A 23,767-nucleotide genomic window follows, 5' to 3' on the forward strand; every position below is an offset into this window, starting at 1 on the left:
GCCGAGCCGCTTGTTCACCAGGTATTTCTCGGTCAGCTGGCGGTCCTCGCGGATCGGCGCGCCGTAGTCGTACGAGCTGTAGACCGACTCCGGCGACGCCAGCCATCCCCAGGACGTGCCGCCGTAGGCCATGTAGAAGTTCTGCATGGTGGCACCGGACGCGATGTTGTTCTCGTACGCGGCCTTCTCGAAGTCACCGTTGGTGAGCTGCCGGCACTTGTCGTAGCCGGGGCCGCCCCACGGGTCGAAGGCGCCGCCCTGGAACTCCGCCAGGAACAGCGGCTCGTCGGGCTTCTTCTCGCCCGAGAAGTCGGGTAGGCCGTGCCACTTGTCCGGGCTGGAGCAGTTGAAGCCCTGCGGGTACGCGTCGTACCCCTCGATGTCGAGTTCCTTGGTGAATATGCCGTAGTGATTGCCCGTCAGCGGCACGGTGATGCCGTCCGCGCGCGCCTTGTCGACCAGGTGCTTGATGTACGCGTGCCCGTCGGCGGTGTCCTGGTAGTACTCGTTCTCGACCTGGTAGGCGATCACCGTGCCCGTGCCGTTGGTGAGCTGGTGCCGGGCGAGGATCGGATCGATCCGCGAGAGCCACTCGTCGGCGGCGGCGAGATAGTCGGGGGCGGTCGAGCGGGCCTTGCCCTTCTGGGTGACCAGCCAGCCGGGGAAGCCGCCGCCGTCGGTCTCGGCGTTGATGTAGGGGCCGGGCCGTGCGATGACGTAGATCCCGACTTCCTTCGCGATGTCGAGCAGCTTGTCGACGTCGCGGATGCCCTTGAAGTCGTACACCCCGGGCTTGGGGGAGTGGAAGTCCCAGTCGAAGTAGATCGACGTCGCGTTGTAGCCGCCCGCCTTCATCTTCTGCAGGACATCGCGCCAGGCGTCCGGGCTGGGCAGCCGCCAGTAGTGGAACTCGCCGGACCAGATGGAGAGGGGCTTGCCGTCGATGGTCATGGCCGTGTCGTCGTGGCCGACCGTGTGGGCAGGCTCCGCCGCGTGCGGTCGGGTCTGCGCGGGCGCCACGGCGGTGAGGCCGAACGAGCCCAGCGCGAGCGCAGTCAGCGCGACGGTGAGCCCGCGGGCCGTCCGTCTCGCTCCCCTCTCGCGATATGGCAGGTGCATGTCATTCCTCCTTCATCGACGTACCGAAGTCGACGTAGTAACTATGTTCTGAAAGTGACATGTTGAGAGAATGTGTTGCCGCCAACAGCCTAAAGCTATTGAGTCGTGGTGGAAATAGTTCGGTCTTGGTGAGTCTCATGCCGGCGGTGGACGCGCTCGGGCGCCTGGCGCTGCCGATACGACGACGAAGCCGTTCCGACACTTGGGAGTCTTTACGCCGGTGTGCCGTAGAGGATCACCTCGGCGATGCCGGCGATGGTTTGGGCGCCCCCGCCGCTGACCTGGGTGACGACCACGCGGATCTGGCGCACGTTCGTTGCGGTGAAGACTTCGGGGAGGGTGTACTGACCGCTCCGGGCCAGGCCGGAGAACACCGTGTTCCAGGTGGCTCCGTCCGTGGAGGTCTGCAGGTCGAAGGTGTACCAGCTGCTGTCCTTGCCCCAGTGGATGCGCACCCCGTTGAGGTTGTGGGTGGCGTCCAGCTCCGCGGTCAGTGTCTGGGGAACTGCGGGGGAGGAGGCGCTCCACCCGGTGCCGAAGGTGATGTCCCCGTCGAAGGCTTTGGCGGGTTCGAAGCCGGCGGCGTGACTGGACGCGGTGACCGTCTTGATCCGGTCGCGGGCGATCTTCGGTCCGGGATCGGCCGGGGGGACGCCGCCGCTGCCACCTGGCGGCACGGCGCGGAACTCACGGATGGACGGCCACCAGGTGCCGGCGGAGAGGATGTTGACGCGTACGTAACGCGCCTTGGTCTCCACCTGGTGGATGGTGGTGGCGACCATGGCGGTGTTGTCCTCCGCGTTGACGGCCGTGGTCCATGTGCTGGCGTCGTCGGAGGTCAGGATCTGGTACTTGTAGCTGGTTCGGTCGGTTTCCCAAAGGATCTGGAACTGCTCGATGTCGGCCGGCGCACCGAGATCGACCTGCCACCAGGCCGGATCGGGGCCGTCCCCGACCCACTTGGTGTCCGCCGCGTCGTCCACCGCGTTGGCCGGCCCGTTGCCGGACTGCGAGGTTGAGGCGGTCGCCGGTTTGAACAGGGCCAGGTTCTGGGCACCCTGGTTCTCCAGCGTGGAGATGTTCTTCCATGCGGGGTGCGTGCCGTCGGTGATGTGAGAACCGGTGTAGGGCGCGGTCCGTACGGTGTACTGGCCGCTCTGCAGTCCGGTCGCGGTCGCGGTGAGGGTGACGGGGCCGCTGGAGGTACTGGTGGCGATCAAGGCGTAGCCGATACCACCCTGGGACTTCTGCGTCTGCACGGCGATTCGCGGAATGTCGTCGCCCACGAGGGAGCCGGCTCCGGTCACCTTGAGGGTGATGGGGACGGTGGAGTCGGCGACCAGCGTGCCGCGGGCGTCGACGACCTTGACGAACACCGGGATCAGGTCCGAACCGTCGGCGACGGGTCGGATGCGTTCGAGCAGCCGGGCGTACCTGCGCATCACCTCGGTTCCCTCGGCCGACAGCGCGCGACCGCCGGCCTTGCCCGCCTGGTTGATGAGCGATTCCACTCGGCCCGGCTCTATCTGGCCCAGCAGCTTCTGCGCGGCCTTCTTGCCCTCTTCCGAGCTGTCGCCCAGCGCGAGGGCCAGCAGGTCGGTCAGCACAGCCTGTCCGCCCGCGTCGTCGGCGACGATCTCCAGATGGTGGGCGGCGCCGGGGGTGTTGACCAGGTGGGTCGCTGCGAGCCTGCCGCCCAGATAGCCTTGGGCTTTGAGCTCTCCAGCGGCGAATGACGGCAGGGTGAACGTGTAGTAGGGGCTGCCGCCCTTGGCTGCCACGTGCGGCGCGGTCGTGGCGTTCTGCGGCCGGGACTTTTCCCCGATGAGGCGGCCGTTCTGGTACAGCCGGACGCTGTCGGTGTTGCTGAAGACCATCACCTCCAGGCTGGAGGCAGCCGTGTAGGAGCTGGCGATGAAGACCATCGGGCCGCCGTGGTTCGGGTTGGTGGCCGGCTGCATGGACTTGAGCCAGTGGTAGCAGTACTTGGGGTACCGGTCGATGTTCACCGCGCCGGACTTCTGGTAGGTGTCATTGGTGCCGTAGTCCTCGAAGACCCACAGGAAGTAGCCACCGATCCGGCTGTTGGCGTCCAGCCCGCCCCAGTCCCAGTAGCCGGGGCCGTCGAGGTAGCGCTGACGGGTGATGACCTGGTTGACCATCGCGCTCTCGCCGTCGTCCCGGTCGCACCGGCACGGGTCCTCCCAGTCGCCCCACTCGCGGGTGAGGAACGGCTTGGTCGGCGCGGGATCCGAGCCGTCGGTGTTGACGACCTTGTAGTTGACGCCGTACTCACTGCCCCAGGTGCCGTAGTCCGCCGAGGTGAACATCTGGTCGCCCGGCATCTCCGCATGAGCGACGGTGTTGGCCTCCTTCGCCCACCACTGCGGGTAGTGGGTCTCGTTGAGCGAGGTCTCCCACAGGATCACCGAAGGCCGGTTGCGGTCCCGCCGGATCATCGTGGCGATGTCACGGTAGGTGCGGCTGACGAAGGTCTGGTCGCCGTTCCAGTACTGCCAGCCCGGCTGGCAGGCCACGACGAGGAGGCCCAGCTCGTCACAGGCGTCGAGGAAGGCCGGGTCATGCGGGTAGTGCGCCGCCCGCACGGCGTTGAACCCGCCGAGCTTCAGCCGCAGCGCCTCGCGGTACTTCATCGACGCCGGCGCGGCGTCACCCACGTAGGCGTAGTTCTGGTGGCAGTTGGCGCCGCGGAGGTAGATGCGCTCGCCATTGAGGTAGAACCCGTCCGCCTTGTACTCGATCCGCCGAATTCCAGTGGGTGTGGTGACCGTGTCGACCAGGCGGTCGCCGACGAAGACCTGACTGACCAGCCTGTACAGGTAGGGGGAGTCGGGATGCCACAGTTTCGGCCGTATCACACTCAGAGTCTGTGTGAACGCGTGGCCGCCATTCCCCGGGATCGACGCGGTGGCCTTGGCCCGCGCGACCGCTGTGCCCTGCGCGTCGTACAGGACCGTGGTCAGTCTGACCTGGGCAGCGGTGGCCATCTTGTTCACAACGTGCGTCTTGACCTGGGCCGATGCTCTGGTCGCACTCGCCTGCGGGTAGGACACGAACACGCCGCCCCCGGCGACCAGGTCCTCCTGCAGCGGGTCGGAGATGTGGACCGGGTCCGTCATCCGGAGCGTGACGTTGCGGTAGATACCGCCGTAGGTGAGGAATCCCAGCTGGTTCCGCGGCTTGCCGGGAGGGGTGAGAGGGTCGTCGAGGTTCGACACGCGGACCGCGAGGACGTTGTCGCGGTCGTAGCGGACCTTGTCGGTGATGTCCACGACGAAGCCCAGATAGCCACCGTTGTGCTCGGCGAGCTTCTCCCCGTTCAGGTAGACGACGCTGTTGGTCTGGACGCCGTCGAACACCACGGTCAGCCGCCGCCCCCGGTCCGGTGGATCGACCCGGAAGTACCGCCGGTACCAGCCGATTCCCGCGAAGGCGTCGTACACCGAGGGCTGTTTGCGCTCCAGTCGCATCGTGTGCGGCACCGACACCGCAGCCCACGCCGAGTCGTCGAATCCGGGCTGGTGAGCGTCTGGCGCATCGTCACGCCAGAATGCCCAGTTGGTGTTGAAGTTCAGCACTCGGCGCCTGCCCTCGGCGGAAGTGTCGAGGGGGGACGCTGCACCGGCCGGCTCGGCGCCGGCCTGTCCGGCAGGCACCAGCGCGGCGCCCACACCGGCCAAGCCTGCTGCAAGCACGCCCCGGCGTTTCATACCACCCGTGTTTTCGATCACGATTCAGCTCCTCTGATCCGTTGTCCGGCGACGACCGGGCAATACAAGTCGCTGTGCCACGCTGATCTGGCCAGCCGAGAGGTTGCACGGGACAGACGTGGCCGCCGTCGGTGACCGGGCTGTTGGAGACGTCGACGCTGATGTACCTGCAGCCGTGCGCGACGAGTCCGCTGTCCGTCATCGCCTCGGCCTGTGCCTTGATGGCCGCATCGGTCGCGTTGTACCGGACGAATCTCCAGCTGCTCCAGCCCATCGGCGAGGTGAGGAAGACGTCGTTGTCCTGGCTGCGGCCGGGGCCGCGCCGGCGAGCGCGAGGGGGTGACCCGGGCGGTCCGGCGGCCCGGACGGGCCGTCCGGGTCACAGTCGCGGTAGCGCACGGTGTCAGTCGGGCAGACCGACGGCGCGCTCGCCGTTGCGACGCTGCTGGATCACGACGGCGATCACCAGCAGAGCGCCCTGGGCGACGTTCTGCCAGAAGGCGTTGATGCCCTGCACGGTCAGTCCGTTCTCCAGCGCGCCGAGCAGCGCGACGGCCAGCAGCGTGCCTCCGACGGTTCCCTTGCCCCCCTTGAGGACGCAGCCGCCGAGCGCCGCCGCGGTGATGGCCTTCAGCTCCAGGCCCTCACTGCCGGAGGTGGGCTGGCCGGAGCCGGTGCGTGCGGTCAGCAGGACGCCCGCCAGGGCGGCCACGATGCCGATCACGGCGTACACGGCGATCAGGTACTTGTTGATGTTGATGCCGGCGAGCCGGGCGGCGGTGTCGTTGCCGCCGATGGCGTAGATGTTGCGGCCGATGTCGGTGTACTTCAGCAGGATATGGACGCCGATGGCTACCAGGACGAGGATCCATACCATCACCGGCAGCCCGGCGATCTTCCCGCGGCTGAGGAAGATGAAGACGCTGTCGTTGAGGACGTAGCCCTGTGCGGCGCCGCCGGAGACGAGTTGCGCCACGCCCTTGTAGGCGGCAAGTCCGGCAAGCGTCGCGATGGTGGCGTTTACGCGGCCGTAGACGATGACCAGGCCGTTGAGGATGCCGACCAGGATGCCGACGCCCACGGCCGCGGCGATGCCGAGCAGCGCGCTGGAGCCGGCCGAAGTGAACGCCATGGCGCTGACCACGGAGGCGAGGCCCGCCTGGGAGCCCACGGAGATGTCCAGGCCACCGCAGATGATCACGACGGTCTGGACCACGGCCAGCAGGCCGGTGATGGTGACCGCTTCAGCGATCACCTGGATGTTGTTCCAGCTCAGGTAGTTGGAGTTGAGCGAGCCGAAGAGCGTCAGGACGACGGCCAGCGCTCCGATCAGACTCAGGTTCTGTCCGCCGATCGCGGACAGAACCCCACGGGCGCGGGACGGTCGCGCTGTGTCCTTCACAGGCGCCGCCGGAGGGCTCGTCAGGGTCTGCTGGGTCATCGTGTGCCTCCGGAGGCGCGGTCGTGATCAGTGCGGGCGGTGACGACGTCGGTCAGGTCGTCCGCCATGGCGAGGTTGAGGATGGCCTCCTCGGAGGCTTCGGCACGGCCGAGTTCTCCCGTGACCCGACCGTTCTGCATCACCACCACCCGGTCGGCCAGCCCGAGTACCTCGGGCAGCTCCGAAGAAATGACCAGCAGTGCGACGCCCTGCTTCGCCAGGTCGGCGATGATGTGGTAGATCTCCGCCTTCGCACCGACGTCGACGCCCCGGGTCGGTTCGTCCAGGATCAGGACGGCCGGTTTGCGGGCCAGCCAGCGGGCGAGCACCACCTTCTGCTGGTTACCGCCGGAGAGCTTGCGGACCTCGTGTTCGATACCAGGGGCCCGCACCCGCAGCCGGTCGCTGTAGTCCTGCGCCAGCGCGCGCTCGGCGCCGACCTTCACCAACCGCCAACGGCGCAGCCGTTCCAGGCTCACCAGCGAGGCGTTGTCACGGATGGAGCGGTGCAGGAAGAGAGCCTGGGCCTTGCGTTCCTCGGGTGCGAGGCCGATACCGGCCCGGATGGCCTCCTTGGGGCTGCGCAGCCGGAGCGGGGTACCGTTCAGGCGTACCTCGCCAGAGCGGATGGGCACGTCGCCGGCCAGAGCCTGCGCGAGCTCGGAGCGGCCGGCGCCGACCAGCCCGGCCAGCGCGACGACCTCGCCCGCACGCACGGTCAGGCTCACGTTCGTCACGTCGTCGGTGGTGACCTCCCGCACGTCGAGCACCACCTCGTCGCGGGCCACGTCCTGACGGACGAACAGGGAGGTCAGGTCGCGGCCGACCATCAGCCGCACGACCTCGCCCTCGTCCGTGCTCGCGGCGTCGACCACATCGGCGACCCCGCCGTCACGCAAGACTGCCACACGGTCGGCGAGCTGGAAGATCTCCTTCATGCGATGGGAGACGTAGATGACCGCGATGCCCTCGGCGCGCAGCCGGCCGATGAGGGCGAACAGCGCCTCGGCCTCGTGCTCGGACAGCGACGAGGTCGGCTCGTCGAAGGCGATGACCTTGGCCTCACCCGTCAACGCCCTGAGAATTTCCACGAGTTGGCGCTGAGCGGGAGTGAGCTGGGAGCCGAGCAGATCCGGGTCGAGCACCTTCTCGAACCCGAGCCGGGCCAGGTCCGCCCGGATGCGCCGGGCGAGTTCCGCCCTGTCAAGGCGCCGGCCCGCCCTGCGGGGAAGGGTACCTGCGTAGACGTTCTCGGCGACGGAGACGTGCGGGATGATCTCCGGTTCCTGCGGGATGATGCGGATGCCCGCCTTGTGGGCGTCGATCGGCGAGTTGAGCGTCAGCGGCCGGCCGTCCAGCAGGACGCGCCCCTCGGTCGGCTGGTGGTCGCCGGTGAGGATCTTCAGCAAGGTGGACTTGCCAGCGCCGTTCTCCCCCATCAGCGCCGTCACCTGGCCGGCTGGGAAGTCGAGGGTGACGCCGCCGAGAGCCTGGACGGGACCGAACCGCTTGACGATGCCCTCGACACGGGCACCAGTGGCAAGGCGACTGTCGGAAGCGGGCGGCGGTTTCTCGCCGGAAGTGGTCATGATGTGGGCCTCGCAGACAGAGACGGACGGCCGGAAGTTCCCCCGGCCGGCCCGGTGTTCGGAGTGGAAGGCCGCGTGCGGCGGACGCGTGCAGGTCCGCCCGCCGCACGCGGCCGGTCGAGGGACGGCCGCCTCAGCTGCACGTGACGCCGGAGGTCTTCCAGTCGGAGGCGTCGACCATCTTGGTGGGGGCGAACGCCTCCTGCTGGAACGCCTTGCCGCCCCGCAGCTTGTCGACCATCGTCTGCACCGCCAGGGCGCCCACGTCACGGCCGTTGATGAACAGCGCGGCCTTCATGCCCGACGGCGCGGTGGAACCCCAGTCCTTGCAGGCGAGGTAGGCGCCAAGGCCGACACCGATGACGTCCTTGGCGCCGTTCCCGGCGTTCTCCATGGCCGTGACGCCGCCCTGGACGTTCTCGTCGTTGCACCCCCAGATCACCCAGTGCTTGACGTCCGAGTGCGCGGTGACCGTCGCGGCGATCTTGTCCTGCGCGCCGGTCGGCGTGTTGTCGGTGGCCACGTCGATGTTCTGCACCGCGGCGCCCGTGCCGGCGGCGAAGGTCTGCTTGGCGGCCTTTACCCGGTCACCGCAGACTGTCACGTCCTGCTTCCACGCCGAAATGGTGCGGGTGTCCGCAGCCTTCCAGCCGGCCTTCTTGAACTCCGCGGCGGCCCGCTTGCCGACCTCGCCGCCCATCTGGGTGCCGCTGAACCCGATGCGGGGCACCAGGTCCGTCTTCGCGCACTTGGCCGGGTCGGGGCCGGTGCTGCAGATCTGGTCGTCGGAGGTCAGCAGCGGCACGTTCGCAGCGTGCGCGGCCTGGACGACCTGCGGACCGACGGCCGGGTCCGGCACCACGATGACCAGGCCGTCGCTCTTCTGCGCGACGGCGGACTGCACCTCACTGACAGTCTTGTTGGCGTCATTGCCCAGGTTGACGACCTTCAGCTTGACGCCGAGTTCCTTCGCCTTGGCCTGGGCACCGGCCGCCTCGTCGATGAAGTACTGCTGGTCCCCCTGCTTCTGCAGGTACGTGATCGAGAGCGAGCCCGACTTCTTGGGGGCGTTGTCGGAAGAGCCCGCCGATTCCTTGCCACTGGAACAGGCCGACAGTCCGAGGACGGCGGCGAGGCCCACGGCGGTGGCCGCCACGGTACGACGACGTCGCAGTGCACGCATGGTGTTGCTCCTTGCTCTGACGGATCCTGGCAGCCGTCAGACGGTGAACGGAAGAATGAAGCAGAACGGTGGTCCTCAGCGCCCCTCGATGCGGACACCGAGAGGCGTACTCAACAGAAACCAATTTGTTCGAACTTGAGTCAACGTAATTCAACGCATGGATGGAAAGGAAGCACACAGAGCGCGTCAGCGTCAACGGTTCGGTGCGTCACGGACCGAGCAGTGTGTGTCCGTGACGGCTGCTCACAGGGCGGAATGAACCGCACCGTCCACGGTGTGGGAAATCCTGCACGCGGCCGGCATCGGGCCGGTCCCGCGCCGCACCAGCCCGAGCTCGCGCGAATTCCTCACCCTGTAGGGCTCGTAAATTCATCGCTGCAGCTCAAGCCGTGTATCGGTACTCGTTGGTGACCCCGCCGAGGACGCGGGTGCGTAGGAACCCGCGGGGCACGCGATCGTGCAATACCGCTGGCTGTTCCCGGGCTTGGGGTGGTCGTTGGTCTCACAAGGACGCATGGACCCCCGTTCTGTCAGATTCCGTCATGCCTGATTCGGACAGCGCCGACGTCTTTCTCCGGGAAGTGACCCCCGTACACCCTGGCCCGGCACAGCCGACCGCCTCTCCCGTCCCACAAGGGCAGCAGAGGCGTCGGCTTCATCCCGCAAAGGGAGTGAAGGGGGAGCACGTGGGCAGCCCAAGAGCAACCCGATCCAGACGATTCGCGGCGATGGGGGTGGTGCTGGCCGCTGTCGCCGCGCTGCCCGGCCTGGCAGGTGCCGCTGGGGCTTCGGAGCAGGACACGGGCCTGGTGTCGCCCGCGGCCTCTGCCGACCGGGCCGTCACGACCCGGGTCACCTTGGTCACCGGCGACACCGTCGAGGTCGTCAAGGACGCCGCGGGCAGGGAGTCGGTGCACTTAGAAGTCATCTCATTTGGTTCGGTAGGCTCTTGGCTGTGGTGGGGATGATTGAGCGGCTGGTGCCGGATGAGTTGTGGGAGCTGTTCCAGCGCGTGGTGCCTGAGGCGCCATCGCGGCCTCAGGGTGGCGGCCGGCGTCGGCATGGGGACCGTGAAGTGCTGGCCGCGATCGTGTTCGTGGCCACGTCCGGCTGCACGTGGCAGCAACTGCCCTCGGCGTCGTTCGGGCCGTCCGGGGCAACGGCCCACCGCAGGTTCACTGAGTGGACAAAGGCGCGGGTGTGGGCCAAGTTGCACCGCCTGGTCCTCGACGAACTGGGTTCGCGCGGTGACCTGGACTGGTCGAGGTGCGCGATCGACTCGGTGAACATGCGGGCCCTGAAAAAGGGGATCTGACAGGTCCGAATCCTATGGATCGGGGCAAGTACGGTTCAAAGATCCACCTGATCACTGAGCGGACCGGTCTGCCCCTTTCCGTCAGGATCTCGGGGCCAACGTTCATGACAGCCAGGCTCTGATCCCGCTCGTGAAGGGAATACCGCCGGTCCGCTCCCGGCGAGGCCCCCGCCGACGCAAGCCCGGCAAACTCCACGCCGACAAGGGATACGACTACAACCACTTGCGGCGATGGTTATCCCAGCGGGGTATCCGGCACCGCATCGCCCGCAAGGGCGTCGAGACCTCTCAGCGACTCGGACGACACCGGTGGACGATCGAACGCACCATGGCCTGGCTCGCCGGCTGCCGCCGTCTCCACCGTCGCTACGAGCGCAAGGTCGACCACTTCCTGGCCTTCAGCACCACCGCCTGCACCCTCATCTGCTACCGCAGACTCGCCAAATGAGATGACCTCTAAGAGGCAAAGTACGTGGTTCACGCGGAACCTTGAGGGCTCGTGTCATGCTCAGGCGACTGAAAATCCACCTCCGCTTACGGGATGCCCCGCGATTGATCTTGGGGCGTGCTGGTCTGGGGGTTCGGCGGGCTGGTGGTTCAGCAATCGCTGGTCGGCCCGTTACTCGTACCGGTACTTCAGCGAATCCGCCTCCGCCTGCTCGATGTCGGCGATCGTCAACTCCGGCATCCGCGGCTGGGCCAGCGTCACCTCGGCCGAGGTCGGCTGGGCGTCCGCCGGCAGCCACTGCTCCGGCTTCCAGGCCCCGCTGCGCAGGAGCGACTTGGGGCAGTGTGGGTAGACCTCCTCGATCCCGAGCACCAGCGCGCTGGCCGGCGGCTTGCCCACGGCGGTCAGCTGCGACAGCAGCTCCGGGCGGGTGGAGACGCAGGCCCGGCCGTTCACCCTGAGCGTCGTGGTGCGCCCCGGGATGACGAACAGCAGCCCGGCCCGTCCGGTGGCGACGACGTTCTGCAGGGTGTCCAGACGCTTGTGGCCGGTCGCGTCCGGTATCGCCACCGTCCGTGTGTCCAGGACGGCGACGAACCCGGCGGGACCGCCGCGCGGGGAAACGTCACAGTTGCCCTCGGCGTCCGCGCTGGCGACCAGGACCAGCGCGGGGGTGGCGTGCACCGCAAGGCAGTGCCGTCGTCGTCGGCTGGATGCACAAGCGCTACCTGAAGCCGTACGGTTGTATGCAGATCGACTACTGACTTTGAATGCGTGATGTCGTCATGGTGGGGCGGGTACCAGTCCGGTTCCGGTGAGGCAGCCGTCGAGAACGTTGTGGCGGTAATGGAGTTGGCGTAAGCCCCGCCGGACGGCGGTGATCAGGTCGTGCGGGTCGGCGAACGCGCGGTTTGCTGTGGTGGTGCGCCGCAGTACCGACCAGATGCCCTCGACCGGGTTGAGGTCCGGTGCGAAGGGCGGGAGTTGGTAGACGGTGAGCCAGTCCCGTTCGGTGATGTAGCGGCGCATCCCGGCCGTCAGGTGGGTGTTCAAGTTGTCCCAGACCAGCACGATCGGGCCGCCGAGCTGCTGGTGCGCGGTCTGGATCAGGTCGCGGAGAGATCGGCGAGCAGTACGGCCCCTGGGAGACAGTGGCGAGCACCTGGCGCCGTTGGAGCAAGCGAGGTGTCTGGGCCGAGGGCATGGAGCTGTTGGCCGGCATGCCCGGAACGCCCATTCCGCCTGAGGAGATCGCCCTGCCGCCCATCAGGGTGGAGGGGCGGCTCGATCCGCGGCTTTCCGCACGCGAGCCCTCTGTCGAGGGGCTACCGTTGGGGAGACCGATAAGAGGGTTGTTTTCCGTGCCCATGGTGACGCGAGATCCCCAATTCGAATCAACTTGGCACAAAACGGCAACAAGTGATGCATGGATCGTGTACCGGCCAAGTTCCTGGCAGGTTAACGGTGGTTGACCATCGCTCGTCCGGCACGGGTAACGGGTGCTCGGAGTCCGGGGGAATAGGTTGGCCGGAACGGATATGAGCCACTGCCCGGGGTCCGGTCCCGGCGCGGTGACACGTGAGGGGGCGGACATGTCAATGCCGAAGGGGTCCAATCTTCAGGTGCCGACGACGGCTCTGCGGGTCGAACTGGGCTGGCGCGCCGGACCCGGTGTGCCCGACGCGGACGCATCGGCACTGCTACTGGCCGCCGGGAGGGTCCGCTCCGACGCCGACTTCGTCTTCTACAACCAGCCCGCGCACATCTCCGGCGCGGTGCGCCACGAGGGCAAGCGGAACGCGGGCGGCCAGGTGACGGACACGCTCCTCGTCGACCTCGCGCGCGTGGAGCCCGCCATCGAGACCGTGGTGCTCGTCGCCTCCGCCGACGGCGGTTCGTTCGGACAGGTGCCCGGCTTGCACATCCGAGTGCTCGACGCGCAGCAGGGCACCGAGATGGCGCGCTTCGACCCCACCGCGACCGTGGAAACCGCGTTCGTGCTCGGGGAGTTCTACCGTCGCCAGGGTGCCTGGAAGTTCCGCGCCGTCGGACAGGGCTACGACAGCGGGCTGGAAGGCCTGGCCACGGACTACGGGATCACGGTGGACGAGCCGCAGCACGCGGCGCCCCCGCCCCCGCCCGTCACCCGCGTCGACTGGCCGAACACCCCGACGGCCCCTCCGGTCACCATGCCTCCGCCGCCGGTGGTAGCCCTGCCCATGGCGACCCCCTACGGCACGCCGCCGCCCCCGCCGCCCGCCCCACCGGTGGCGCCCCCTGCCCCGGTCCGCCTCACCAAGGTCACCCTCACCAAGCAGGCCCCATCGGTCTCACTGACCAAGCAGGGCGGCACCTCCGGCGCCATGCGCGTGAACCTCAACTGGCAGACGCGCAAACAGTTCTCGGGGTGGGGCAGCAAGCGCGGCCGGGCGGTCGCCATGCACGCGGACCTCGACCTGGACCTGTGTGCCCTCTACGAACTGTCCGACGGCAGCAAGGGAGTTGTGCAGGCGCTCGGCAATGCCTTCGGGGCACTGCACCAGCCGCCCTACATCCACCTCGACGGCGACGACCGCACCGGCGCCGTGGAGACCGGCGAGAACCTCACCATCAGCCTCGACCACCAGCAGAGTTTCCGGCGCATCCTGATCTTCGTGACCATCTACGAAGGCGCCCGCTCCTTCGCCGACCTGCACGCCACGGTCACCCTCCAGCCGCAGTACGGGGCGCCCGTCGAGTTCTTCCTCGACGAGTGCACGGTGCCCTCGACCGTGTGCGCGCTCGCGCTCATCACGAACACGGGAGGCGACCTGGTCGTCCAGCGCGAGGCCCGCTACCTGGTGCCGGAACGCGGCGTCAGCCCGCAACGCACCGTCGACCGCGCCTACGGGTGGGGCATGAACTGGACCCCCGGCAGGAAGTGACCGGCCCTGCGGCCCGTGCGGCCGGCCCGCTCATTGCTCCTCGAGGGCGGCGTCCGGGCGTGCGTAGGTGCGGCCCTTCCAGGCCGCACCGCGCCCCCTGTAGTGCTGCACCGCCGAATCGACCGTCATCAGCAGGTACAGGATCGCGGTGACCGGCAGCGACAGCGCGAGCCATGGCGGCTGACGGTAGTAGCGCAGCGTCGGGAGATACGTCACGGTCATCACCAGCTTCGCGAACCCGCCGACCACCATCGCCATCGCGTCGCCGGTGACGAGCCCGGTGACCAACGCCAGGCTCGGCGCGAGATAGACGAGGACGAGTCCGAGCACCGTAGCGACAAGCAGCAGCGGATTGTGCCGCAGTTGGGCGTACGCGCTGCGCGAGACCATCCGCCACAGGTCGTGCAGCCGTGGATAGGGGCGCACACTGTCGACCCGATCGGCGAGCCCCAGCCAGATGTGGCCGCCGCCGTCCTTGACCGCCCGGGCAAGCGCCACGTCGTCGATGACGGCCTGCCGGATGGCGTCGGGAATCCGTGCCCGCTCGGCGGCGTCGGCGCGCAACAGCATGCAACCGCCCGCCGCGGCCGCGGTGCGCGACCCCTTCACCGCGATCCAGCGGAAGGGGTACAGCTGGGAGAAGAAGTACACGAAGGCGGGTACGACGAGCCGCTCCCACACGCTCTCCACCCGCAGCCGGGCCATCTGCGAGACGAGATCGAAGCCGCCGCCGTGCGCGGCCGCCACCAGTTCCCGCAGACTGTCGGGCGCGTGGGCGATGTCGGCGTCCGTCAGGAGCAGATATTCGGGTGCACGCGCGCGTGCGAGAGCGATTCCATGACGCACCGCCCACAGCTTGCCCGTCCAACCCGCGGGTGGCTCGCCGGGGGAGTGGACGGTGAGTGGCAGTCCGCCATGCCGCTTCGCCAGCTCGCGGGCCAGCCCCCCGGTGCCGTCCGAACTGCCGTCGTCGATCAGGAAGACCTCCGCGTGCCCGGGATAGTCCTGAGCGAGCAACGACGGAAGAGTGTCGGGGAGTACGGCGGCCTCGTCGCGGGCGGGCACCACGACACAGACGGAGGGCCACGAGCTGGGCTCCCGTCGCGGCGGCAACCGCACATCCGTACGCCAGAAGAAGCCCTGGCCGAGCAGCAGCCACAACCAGGCGGCCAGAGACACGAGGGTGATCCACACAACGGCACTCACCTGCCGAAGTCTGCCCCACCACGGCAGCCGGTTCGAGGCCATCGACTATGGTTGCCGGGTGAAGATCGCGCTCATGGACTCCGGAATCGGCCTGCTGCCGGCCGCTGCGGCAGTGCGGCGTCTGCGGCCCGACGCAGATCTCGTGCTCTCCCTCGACCCCGACGGGATGCCCTGGGGACCGCGCACCGCCGAGGGCGTCACCGAGCGCGCGTTGGCCGTCGCCGAAGCCGCCGCCGCACATCGGCCCGAGGCCCTGATCGTCGGATGCAACACCGCTTCCGTACACGCTCTGCCGGCCCTGCGCGCGCTCCTCGAACCCGGTATCCCGGTCATCGGCACTGTTCCGGCGATCAAGCCGGCCGCGGCGGGCGGCGGGCTCGTCGCGATCTGGGCGACACCGGCCACCACCGGCAGCGCCTACCAGCGCGGTCTCATCCAGGAGTTCGCAGACGGGGTGGAGGTTGCCGAGGTGCCGTGCCCCGGGCTCGCCGACGCCGTGGAGAAGGCGGACGAGGCCGCGATCGACGCGGCCGTCGCCGCGGCCGCGGCGCGCACTCCGGTCGAGGTGACGACGCTGGTCCTGGGCTGCACCCACTACGAGCTGGTCGCCGACCGCATCCGCGCCGCCGTTCAGCAGCCGGACCGGCCGCCGCTCGTCCTGCACGGTTCCGCCGGTGCGGTGGCCGCGCAGGCGTTGCGCCGGATCGGTGCGGATCCGGCGCCGGAGGCTTCCGTCGACGGCGGTATGGCCGTTCTGCTCAGCGGACGCGAGGGGACGCTGCCGCCCGCGGCGCTGGCTTACCACGAGGGCAGGCTTCTGCAGGCGGTCAGCCCGGCACGATGAGCGGGCGGCCCCGGGTCGCATTGCTTCAGGCGGCCACACCTGACCGTCGGTGATCGAATCCCCACCCTTCTTGCCCCGTACCACCGCCCGGACCGGTGAGGCTGTACGACCACGTGCCCGTGCTGTGGAACATCGGTACTCTCAAAGGCATGAGTGACCACCTCAGCGGCGACATCGTCCCGCACCCCGAGGTCTGGACGGGGCGCGCGACCAACCGTGTCCAGTGGCTGCTCGCCGTCGTCGGCGCCGCCTGCGTGGCGCTCGGTATCGAACTGGCCGTCGACTCCGCGTGGACGTCCGGCATCGCCCCGCTCGTCATGTCCGTCGTGGGCTGCATCGCAGCCGGGCTGCTGGTCCTCTTCGGCACGCTGGCGTTCGTGCACGTCGCCGTGAAGGTCGACAGGGATTGCCTGGAGGTGCGCTGCGGCTACATCGGTCTGCCGCGCCGACGTATCCCCCTCGCGCACGTCGCCCGTGCGGAGTTCGCCCCCCGGGTCACCCCGCGTCAGTGGGGCGGGTGGGGCTACCGCTGGCGGCCCGAGAAGGGCACGGCCGTCGTCGTACGGCGGGGTGAGGGCGTCGTGCTGCGCCTCTGGGACGGCCACACGTTCACGATCACCGTGGACAACGCCGAGTCGGCGGTACGGGTCATCCGTGCCCGGCTGCAGCCGGGCCTGCCCGGCGCCACACACTGACGCCCGCCGTCCGGACACCCCTTGTGTTCCCGACGACCGGTGGCCCGGCAGAGCGAACGCTGCCTGTCGGGGCACTGGTCATCGACCGTTGTTCATCGGGTCGGTCGTTCCCCCGACGATCATTCCCCCCGGCGGGGAGGTCTCCTCGGATTCCCCCTCTCCTTCCTCGTCCCTGAGCGGACGAGCCGTCGCGATACCCGCCAGCAGTCCCGCCCCCGCCGTCACCGTCGTGAAGCTCAGCGCGCTGCCGACCGACGCGATCACCGCCAGCGCCGTCAGCGCGGCGCCCGCCGTCAGCGCGATCGGCGTGGGCCGTGACGTCCGCCAGAGGGTGTACAGGATCCAGCAGAAGACCGCCGCGAGCAGTGCCGTGCCGACCAGCCCCTGTTCGGCGGCCTGCTGCAGCGGAGCGGAATGCGGCTTGCCGTCGGGCAGGAGCGACTGCGTGGCTTCGGGGCTCAGTTCGCCGAAGCGTCCGGGGCCCGCGCCGAGTACGGGATCGTGGCGGGCCAGGGTGAGAGCGTCGTGCCACAGCAGGACTCGGTGCCCGGTCAGCTGATCGTCCAGGAAGGCGGTCAGGCCGTCCGGCAGCACGATCTCGGCGATCGCCCAGGTCGCCCCGGTCACCACCGCCGCGACGAGCGCAAGCCCGGCGAGTGCGGTGCCGCGGTGCCGCAACCGGGCGGCGGCAAGCGAACACAGCAGCACCCCGACGGAGGCGACAAGCCCCGTCGCAGAGCCGAGCGCCGCCGCGGCGCCCGCGATCCCCGCGGCCGACACCCTCAGGACAAGGCGCGGTCCCGGGGCATGGGCCGCCCACGCGGCGCAGCACGCCGCCCCCGTGGACAGCGTCAGCAGTGCGGCTGTCGCGCCGGTGTACCCGAGCGGTGCGACGAACTGCGGGCCGGCCGTGGCGTGCGGTGTGGCGATGGCCAGTCCCAGGCCGGCGAACGCCCCCGCAACGGGCGCGGCAAGCGGCAGCAGCGCTCCGAAGATCCGCCCCGATGCGTAACCGGCTGCGACCGCGAGTACCGCCAGCAGGACGCCCTCGGGCCTGCCGCCGTGCGCGGCGGCCGTGATCAGCGACCAGGCCGCGCAGGCACCGAGCACCAGGAAGCCCATCGCATCCGAAACGTTTCGTCTCTCGTCTTCCGCGTCTGCGGCCCCGGCCGCCGACGACGTCCCCGTGGATCCCACCCCGCCGCCCCCCTGTGACGGACCTCGATCGTCCGGCCGCATTCGACCGCACGTCAGAGGCTCGGGCACACGGTAACGGTGATGCGCCGGTTTGTGGACGAGTTGCGCAGGAAGAGTGGGCGAGAGGGCGGTCGTCGCAGTCGGTCACGAGATCGCGCGTTGCCCCGGAGACCTCTTCGTCACCCTGCAGGTACCAGCCCTGAGCGACTCCGGACGAAGAGGGTGGCCGCAGCGACAGCGGCGCCGCACCCACGCCGGTCTCCGCCCAACGGCGGTGTACCGGCCGGCATCAACCGGTGAACCGGCCGTCCTGGGCCACCACCCTCCCCGCCCGCACCACCAACTCACGGTGGGGCAGGTCCACCAGCACCTGCGGCAGGCACTCGCCGGCCACCAACATGAAGTCGGCGGGCGATCCCGGTTCCAGTGTCACGGTCGGAAGGCCAAGCAGCTCGGCACCCCCGTCGGCCGCCAGCGCGAAGCACGCGGCCAGTTCCTCATCCGTGCGGGCGCCCGTGGTCCAGCCGAGCAGATGAGCCCGGTGCAGCATGTCGGCGTTGCCGAACGGGCTCCACGCGTCGCGCACGCCGTCCGAGCCGAGTCCCGTCCGTACCCCGCGTGCCCGAAGTTCGCCGAACGGCAGAACCTGGTGAGCCGAGGGCGCGACCGTGGTCAGGCCCACGCCGGCCCGTGCCAGAAGACCGGCCAGCTTTGCCAGCGGACCGCCCGCCAATTCCGGCACGCAGAATGCGTGGCTCACCACCACCCGTCCGCTCAGCCCGGCGGCCTTGGTCCGCTCGGCGATCTCCCGCAGGGGCCCGAGCCCACGCTCGCCCGTGTCATGCAGGTGAAGGTCCAGTTGCAGACCGTGGCGCTCGGCCAGGCCGAACACCAAGTCCAGCTGGGCCGGGCCCTCGCCGTCCGGTCCGGCATCGAACCCGGCCGGGTCGATTCCACCCACCGCATCGATCAGCCCACTCGCGGCGGCCTCCGCCAGCAGTGCACTCGCGCCCGGCGCCCGGCGCACCCCGTGCTGCGGGAACGCGACCACCTGTACATCCAGCACTCCGGCCAGCCGTTCCCGGACCTGGGCCAGTCCCTCCACTCCGGCCAGCCCATAGGCCGGCGCCACATCCACGTGCGCCCGCACCGCACGGGTGCCGCACGCCACGGCGTGGGTCAGCAGTCGGTGTGCCCGCTGGGCGAGCGGGGTGCGCTGGTGCTCGTACAACTCGACATCGTCACGCACGTACTGAGGCAGGGAATGGGCCGGTCGCCGGCTGTGCCAGGGTTCTCCCCAGGCGGTTTTGTCCGGGTGGATGTGAGCGTCCACGAGCGTGGGCAGTGCGATCCGGCCCGCTCCTTCCACCACCGAGGGCTCGACCCCGTCCGGCAGGCGCTCGACCAGCCGCCCGTCCACGGCGACCAGGTCGACGCTTCGGGCTGCGCCGAACGGGCGGACGTCACGAAAGACGGTGGCAGTCGGGTGAGATCTCATCATTGCTCCAGGTGTGCTCCGAGGCGGCGGCATCCGCCGATCACGTTGGATTGCGCGGGCAGGGCCGGCCGTGCGGGCCCGCGGGTCAGTGGGCGGTGGGGGCGTCGGCCACGTACCGCCGGCCGCCGTTGCGTTCCTGCCAGAACCGATAGACGTCCACGGCCGCCGCGCGGGGCTCGTAGCGCATGGGCAGGCGGCGCTCGTTCCAGGGCTTGGCGAACTCATCGTAGAAGGTGGCGAGTTCGAAATACTTGCGGTCGTCGACGTAGTGGGGTTCGTAGGCGTCCCGGGTGGTGAGGAAGACGACTTCGTTTGGCGAGCAGTAGTACAGCGCGCCCAGGCACATGGGGCAGGGGTGGGCGAGGACGTGGATGGTGACGCCGGTCAGGTGCTCGGTGCCCAGCTTGGTGCACGCCTCCCGGATGGCGAGGATCTCCGCGTGCGCGGTGGGGTCGCCGGTCTGGGCAACCTTGTTGGGGCTCTCGGCGAGGATCTCACCGTCTTTGACGATGACGGTCGCGAAGGGGCGGCCGCCCTCGGCGACGTTCTGGTGAGCGAGGTCGAGGGTGCGCTGGGCGACGTCCATGGTGGATTCCTCCGAGGGAAGGCAGTTCGGGCGTGCGGCGCCCTCGACGAGGTCTGGCATGGGTCGCTCCCTTCCGTGGTCCCGGCTTCGCTGGGCCCGGCGACATCTACCCTGCACGACCTGCATCTATAGTGTCCAAGACGCATTAGCCATAGGTTTCATTGATGACATCTATGCTTCGGCTTGGCTCTGGAACTGCGTCACTTGCGCTAGCTGATAGCCGTGGCCGATCGCGGCAACTTCACGCGTGCAGCCGAAGACCTGCATATCTCCCAGCCCACCCTCTCCCAGCAGGTCCGGCAGATGGAACGTGCCATCGGGTTGCAGCTACCGGACCGCACCGGCCGTACCGTACGGCTCACCGACGCCGGTGACGCCTATCTCCGCCATGCCCGGCGCGCCCTGCAGGACCTGGCCGCCGCCGAACGCGCCGTCCACGACGTCCAGGACCTTTCTCGCGGTCACCTCCGCCTCGGCATCACCCCCACCTTCACCGCCTACCTCGTGGGGCCGCTCACCGTCGCTGGCGTAAGTGTCGCGGGCGCACCCTCCGGCGACCTGGACGAGCAGTTCGCGCAGGCCGGCGTCGCGGCGATCAGCAACGCCGGCTGACCCGTCCGCCTGGCCCCATGGGCATGCCTGCCGGGCGGTCCCGGCAGGCACCGGTGGCGTGCGGCCCGCCTACGACCTGGGGAGCAACAGGGTGACGCCGCTCCCTGTTGCTCCCCAGGTCGGTACTGCGGGAGAGGCAGGTGCAAGGTCTGTCCGGCGCTCGGACATGAACCCCGCGCCCGTGCCGCACCGCGATATCCGCCACCACCATCGGAGGGCGGTCAATGGACGGCGCCTTACGCACGGTGATCGAAGCGGGCAGCGTGACGGAAGAGCCTGCACAACGCCCGGCTTGCGGGGCGGACCGAACTGTCGGGGGCCTGGTCACGCCTCGTACACTCCCCGGGTGACCGTCACCGCAACTTCCACAGGCGAGCCGGAACAGCTCGAACCCCAGGTCGTACCCGCACCCCGTGGTGCCCGCAGGATACGCCGCCTCGTTCCGCCCGCCGCCGCGGCGCTCGCCGGAGTGCTGCTCTACGTGAGCTTTCCGCCCCGGACCCTGTGGTGGCTGGCCCTCCCGGCCTTCGCCGTCTTCGGCTGGACTCTGCGCGACCGCACCTGGAAGGCGGGCCTCGGCCTCGGCCTCGGCTACCTGTTCGGTCTCGGCTTCCTGCTGCCGCTGCTCGTGTGGACCGGTGTCGAGGTCGGCTCCGGCCCGTGGCTCGCGCTCGTCGCGGTGGAGGCGATCTACACCGCGTTGGTCGGCGCTGGTGTCGCCCTGGTCTCCCGGCTGCCCGCCTGGCCGGTGTGGGCTGCTGCCCTGTGGATCGCGGGAGAGGCGGCACGCGCGCGTGTGCCGTTCGGCGGGTTCCCCTGGGGCAAGATCGCCTTCGGTCAGGCGGACGGTGTGTTCCTGCCGCTCGCTGCGGTGGGCGGCACCCCGGTGCTCGGCTTCGCGGTCGTGCTGTGCGGCTTCGGGCTGTACGAGATCGTGCGCCTGGCCGTGGACGGGCGGCGCACCGGGGGCGTGCTGCGGCGCGGCGCGGCCCTCACGGCTCTGCTGAGCGTGGCCGTTCCCGTGGTGGGTGCGGTCGCCGCGCGCCCCCTGGTCAGCGACCAGGCCGAGAACGGCACCGCGACCGTCGCGGTCGTCCAGGGCAATGTGCCGCGCTCCGGGCTCGAGTTCAACGCCCAGCGGCGCGCCGTCCTCGACTACCACGCACGCGAGACCGAGCGCCTGGCTGCGAAGGTCAAGGCGGGCAAGGCCCCGCGGCCCGACCTCGTTCTGTGGCCCGAGAACTCCTCCGACATCGACCCCTTCTCCAACGCCGACGCCGCCGCCGTGATCGAGGGCGCCGCGAAGGCGATCGGCGTACCGATCTCGGTCGGCGCTGTCGTCGAGCGCGACGGCAGACTGTACAACGAGCAGATCCTGTGGGATCCGGACAAGGGCCCCGTCGACACTTACGACAAGCGGCAGGTGCAGCCGTTCGGCGAGTACCTTCCGCTGCGCTCGCTGCTCGGCGCCATCAACAAGGACTGGACGTCGATGGTGCGCCAGGACTTCAGCCGGGGCCACAAGCCCGGCGTGTTCACCATGGCGGATGCCAAGGTCGGGCTCGTCACCTGCTACGAAGCCGCCTTCGACTGGACCGTGCGTTCCACGGTCACGGACGGCGCGCAGCTGATCTCGGTGCCCAGCAACAACGCGACCTTCGACCGCAGCGAGATGACCTACCAGCAGCTCGCCATGTCCCGGGTGCGAGCCGTTGAGCACAGCCGCACCGTCACGGTGCCGGTGACCAGCGGCGTCAGCGCGATCATCATGCCGGACGGGAAGATCACCCAGCGGACCGGGATGTTCGTGGCCGACTCGCTCGTCCAGAAGGTTCCGCTGCGCTCCTCCGAGACCCTCGCCACACGGCTCGGCACCCTGCCCGAGTTGGTCCTCGTGCTCGTCGCGGCCTGCGGGCTCGGCTGGGCGGTGGCGTCGGCGGCGCGCGGTCGTCGCGGGCGCGGTGCTCAGGACGTGCGTGCCGATGAGCGGGAAGTGACAGAACCGGCCCGCTAGGGTCGGCCCATGGCTACTCCCGAATTCATCCAGAACATCCGGGCCTCCGCGGGCCATCAACTGCTCTGGCTTCCCGGCGTCAGCGCCGTCGTCTTCGACGACGAGGGCAGAGTGCTGCTCGGTCAGCGCTCCGACAACCGCGAATGGACGGTGATCAGCGGCATTCCCGATCCGGGTGAGCAGCCCGCGGACTGTGCCGTGCGCGAGGTGTACGAGGAGACGGCTGTTCGGTGCGTCGCCGAGCGGGTCGTCCTCGTCAGGTCCGGGAAGCCGGTCACGTTCGACAACGGCGACATCTGCCAGTTCATGGACATCACGTTCCGGTGCAGGGCGGTCGGGGGTGAGGCGGCCGTGAACGACGACGAGTCGCTGCAGGTCGGCTGGTTCGATGTGGACTCGCTACCGACGATGCGGGAAGGCCAGCAGTTCCGGATCAAGCAGGCGCTGTCCGATGCACCCACGTGGTTCGAATCTACGAGTTCCGACTGAAGTGTGGGGGGTGGCCACATAGGGTGCGATGCGGCCGCTCCCTAGGGTCGAGATATGACCCCGCCCCGCGCTTTCCCGGGCTCCGAAGCCCCCACCCTCGACTTCGGCGGACGCATCGCCCTCGTCACCGGTGCCGCCGGCGGTATCGGCCGCGCCTGCGCGCTGCGGCTGGCCGCCGCCGGGGCCAGGGTGAGAGCGGTGGACCGGGACCCCTCCGGCCTTGACGACCTCCTCGGCGCGGCGCGTGGCCTCGCGGGCGCCGTCGAGCCGCACGTCCTCGACCTCACGGACCTGGACGCGGCCGAACAGGCCGCCGCCGGCACCGACATCCTCGTCAACAATGCGGGGCTGCAACGGGTGCGTCCCTTGGAGGAGTTCCCGCCCGATGTCTTCCACACCGTCCTGACGGTGATGCTCGAAGCCCCGTTCCGGCTCATCCGCGGGGCGCTGCCCCATATGTACGGACAGGGCTGGGGCCGCATCGTCAATGTGTCGTCGGTCCACGGGCTGCGTGCCTCCGCGTTCAAGTCGGCGTACGTCGCCGCCAAGCACGGACTCGAAGGGCTCTCGAAGACCGCCGCCCTCGAGGGCGCACCCCACGGGGTCACATCGAACTGTGTGAACCCGGCCTATGTGCGCACGCCCCTGGTGGAGAAGCAGCTCGCGGATCAGGCGAGGGCGCACGGGATCCCCGAGGAGCGCGTGCTGTCCGAGGTGTTGCTGCAGGACAGTGCCCTCAAGCGGCTGATCGAACCGGAGGAGGTCGCCGAGGCGGTGGCGTATCTGTGCAGCCCGCCGGCGTCGTTCATCACCGGCACGTCACTGGTGCTCGACGGCGGCTGGACCGCACACTGACCGGGAGCATGCCAGGAGTTG

The 23,767-nt window shown here is 69.3% G+C and carries 16 protein-coding genes and 4 pseudogenes; 9 read left to right on the forward strand and 11 right to left on the reverse strand.

Features of this window, described 5'->3' with window-relative positions; all coding sequences use genetic code 11:
* From BIV24_RS11540 to BIV24_RS11560, 5 genes are all read right to left on the reverse strand, one after another.
* On the reverse strand, positions 1 to 1,119 hold a 1,119-nt coding region (locus BIV24_RS11540; RefSeq protein WP_177198688.1), incomplete at its 3' end, for a beta-galactosidase.
* Between the two features lie 212 nt (positions 1,120 to 1,331).
* Positions 1,332 to 4,871: a discoidin domain-containing protein gene (locus BIV24_RS11545; protein WP_071366163.1), complete on the reverse strand. Its 3,540-nt coding sequence runs from the start codon at positions 4,869 to 4,871 to the stop codon at positions 1,332 to 1,334.
* A 382-nt stretch (positions 4,872 to 5,253) separates the two neighbouring features.
* The gene (locus tag BIV24_RS11550; RefSeq protein WP_071366164.1) at positions 5,254 to 6,291 is read right to left on the reverse strand and encodes an ABC transporter permease; all 1,038 of its coding nucleotides are present in this window, start codon (positions 6,289 to 6,291) and stop codon (positions 5,254 to 5,256) included.
* Entirely contained in the window at positions 6,288 to 7,880 is a 1,593-nt protein-coding gene (locus BIV24_RS11555) for a sugar ABC transporter ATP-binding protein (RefSeq protein ID WP_071366165.1), read from the reverse strand. The genes BIV24_RS11550 and BIV24_RS11555 overlap by 4 nt, the downstream gene beginning before the upstream one ends.
* Before the next feature lie 133 nt (positions 7,881 to 8,013).
* Positions 8,014 to 9,063, reverse strand: coding sequence for a substrate-binding domain-containing protein (locus BIV24_RS11560; protein ID WP_079168182.1), 1,050 nt, complete (start codon positions 9,061 to 9,063; stop codon positions 8,014 to 8,016).
* A gap of 728 nt (positions 9,064 to 9,791) precedes the next feature.
* Between BIV24_RS11560 and BIV24_RS11565 the strand changes: the two genes are divergently transcribed.
* Complete coding sequence (locus BIV24_RS11565) at positions 9,792 to 10,031, forward strand: hypothetical protein (protein ID WP_071366166.1); 240 nt, start codon at positions 9,792 to 9,794, stop codon at positions 10,029 to 10,031.
* Positions 10,028 to 10,826 (forward strand): annotated as a pseudogene (locus tag BIV24_RS33180) (IS5 family transposase). The gene BIV24_RS11565 and the pseudogene BIV24_RS33180 overlap by 4 nt, the downstream one beginning before the upstream one ends.
* Positions 10,827 to 10,997: 171 nt before the next feature.
* Here BIV24_RS33180 and BIV24_RS11580 read toward each other — a convergent pair.
* Positions 10,998 to 11,513: pseudogene (locus tag BIV24_RS11580) on the reverse strand (MSMEG_1061 family FMN-dependent PPOX-type flavoprotein); the annotation flags it as partial.
* A 96-nt stretch (positions 11,514 to 11,609) separates the two neighbouring features.
* Positions 11,610 to 11,951, reverse strand: a pseudogene (locus BIV24_RS11585) (transposase); the annotation flags it as partial.
* 467 nt (positions 11,952 to 12,418) lie between these two features.
* Between BIV24_RS11585 and BIV24_RS11590 the strand changes: the two are divergent.
* Entirely contained in the window at positions 12,419 to 13,750 is a 1,332-nt protein-coding gene (locus tag BIV24_RS11590) for a TerD family protein (RefSeq protein WP_079168186.1), read from the forward strand.
* A 30-nt stretch (positions 13,751 to 13,780) separates the two neighbouring features.
* Here the strand turns inward: BIV24_RS11590 and BIV24_RS11595 are convergent, their stop codons facing one another.
* Positions 13,781 to 14,998, reverse strand: a complete 1,218-nt coding sequence (locus BIV24_RS11595; protein ID WP_071366169.1) for a glycosyltransferase — start codon at positions 14,996 to 14,998, stop codon at positions 13,781 to 13,783.
* Between the two features lie 16 nt (positions 14,999 to 15,014).
* On the opposite strand from BIV24_RS11595, the gene BIV24_RS11600 reads away from it, so the two are divergent.
* Positions 15,015 to 15,800, forward strand: a complete 786-nt coding sequence (locus BIV24_RS11600) for a glutamate racemase (protein WP_071366170.1) — start codon at positions 15,015 to 15,017, stop codon at positions 15,798 to 15,800.
* A gap of 149 nt (positions 15,801 to 15,949) precedes the next feature.
* A complete protein-coding gene (locus tag BIV24_RS11605; RefSeq protein ID WP_071366225.1) occupies positions 15,950 to 16,495 on the forward strand; it encodes a hypothetical protein in 546 nt (181 codons plus the stop codon).
* 78 nt (positions 16,496 to 16,573) lie between these two features.
* Here BIV24_RS11605 and BIV24_RS11610 read toward each other — a convergent pair whose 3' ends face one another.
* From BIV24_RS11610 to BIV24_RS11620, 3 genes are all read right to left on the reverse strand, one after another.
* Positions 16,574 to 17,617, reverse strand: a complete 1,044-nt coding sequence (locus BIV24_RS11610) for an O-antigen ligase family protein (RefSeq protein ID WP_071366171.1) — start codon at positions 17,615 to 17,617, stop codon at positions 16,574 to 16,576.
* Between the two features lie 364 nt (positions 17,618 to 17,981).
* Positions 17,982 to 19,223, reverse strand: coding sequence for an amidohydrolase (locus tag BIV24_RS11615; protein ID WP_107459369.1), 1,242 nt, complete (start codon positions 19,221 to 19,223; stop codon positions 17,982 to 17,984).
* A gap of 52 nt (positions 19,224 to 19,275) precedes the next feature.
* A complete protein-coding gene (locus BIV24_RS11620; RefSeq protein ID WP_071366226.1) occupies positions 19,276 to 19,776 on the reverse strand; it encodes a nucleoside deaminase in 501 nt (166 codons plus the stop codon).
* A 213-nt stretch (positions 19,777 to 19,989) separates the two neighbouring features.
* Here BIV24_RS11620 and BIV24_RS11625 point away from each other — a divergent pair.
* The 4 genes and pseudogenes from BIV24_RS11625 to BIV24_RS11640 all read left to right on the forward strand — a co-directional run.
* A pseudogene (locus BIV24_RS11625) lies at positions 19,990 to 20,295 on the forward strand (LysR family transcriptional regulator); the annotation flags it as partial.
* Positions 20,296 to 20,734: 439 nt separating this feature from the next.
* Positions 20,735 to 22,402: an apolipoprotein N-acyltransferase gene (lnt, locus tag BIV24_RS11630; protein WP_071366173.1), complete on the forward strand. Its 1,668-nt coding sequence runs from the start codon at positions 20,735 to 20,737 to the stop codon at positions 22,400 to 22,402.
* 9 nt (positions 22,403 to 22,411) lie between these two features.
* Positions 22,412 to 22,891 (forward strand): NUDIX hydrolase, encoded by a 480-nt coding sequence (locus tag BIV24_RS11635; protein ID WP_071366174.1) that lies wholly within the window; start codon positions 22,412 to 22,414, stop codon positions 22,889 to 22,891.
* A gap of 54 nt (positions 22,892 to 22,945) precedes the next feature.
* Positions 22,946 to 23,746, forward strand: coding sequence for a 3-hydroxybutyrate dehydrogenase (locus BIV24_RS11640; protein WP_071366175.1), 801 nt, complete (start codon positions 22,946 to 22,948; stop codon positions 23,744 to 23,746).
* Positions 23,747 to 23,767: the final 21 nt, after the last annotated feature.

This window comes from Streptomyces colonosanans (genome assembly GCF_001866645.1).
GTDB classification, from domain to species: domain Bacteria; phylum Actinomycetota; class Actinomycetes; order Streptomycetales; family Streptomycetaceae; genus Streptomyces; species Streptomyces colonosanans.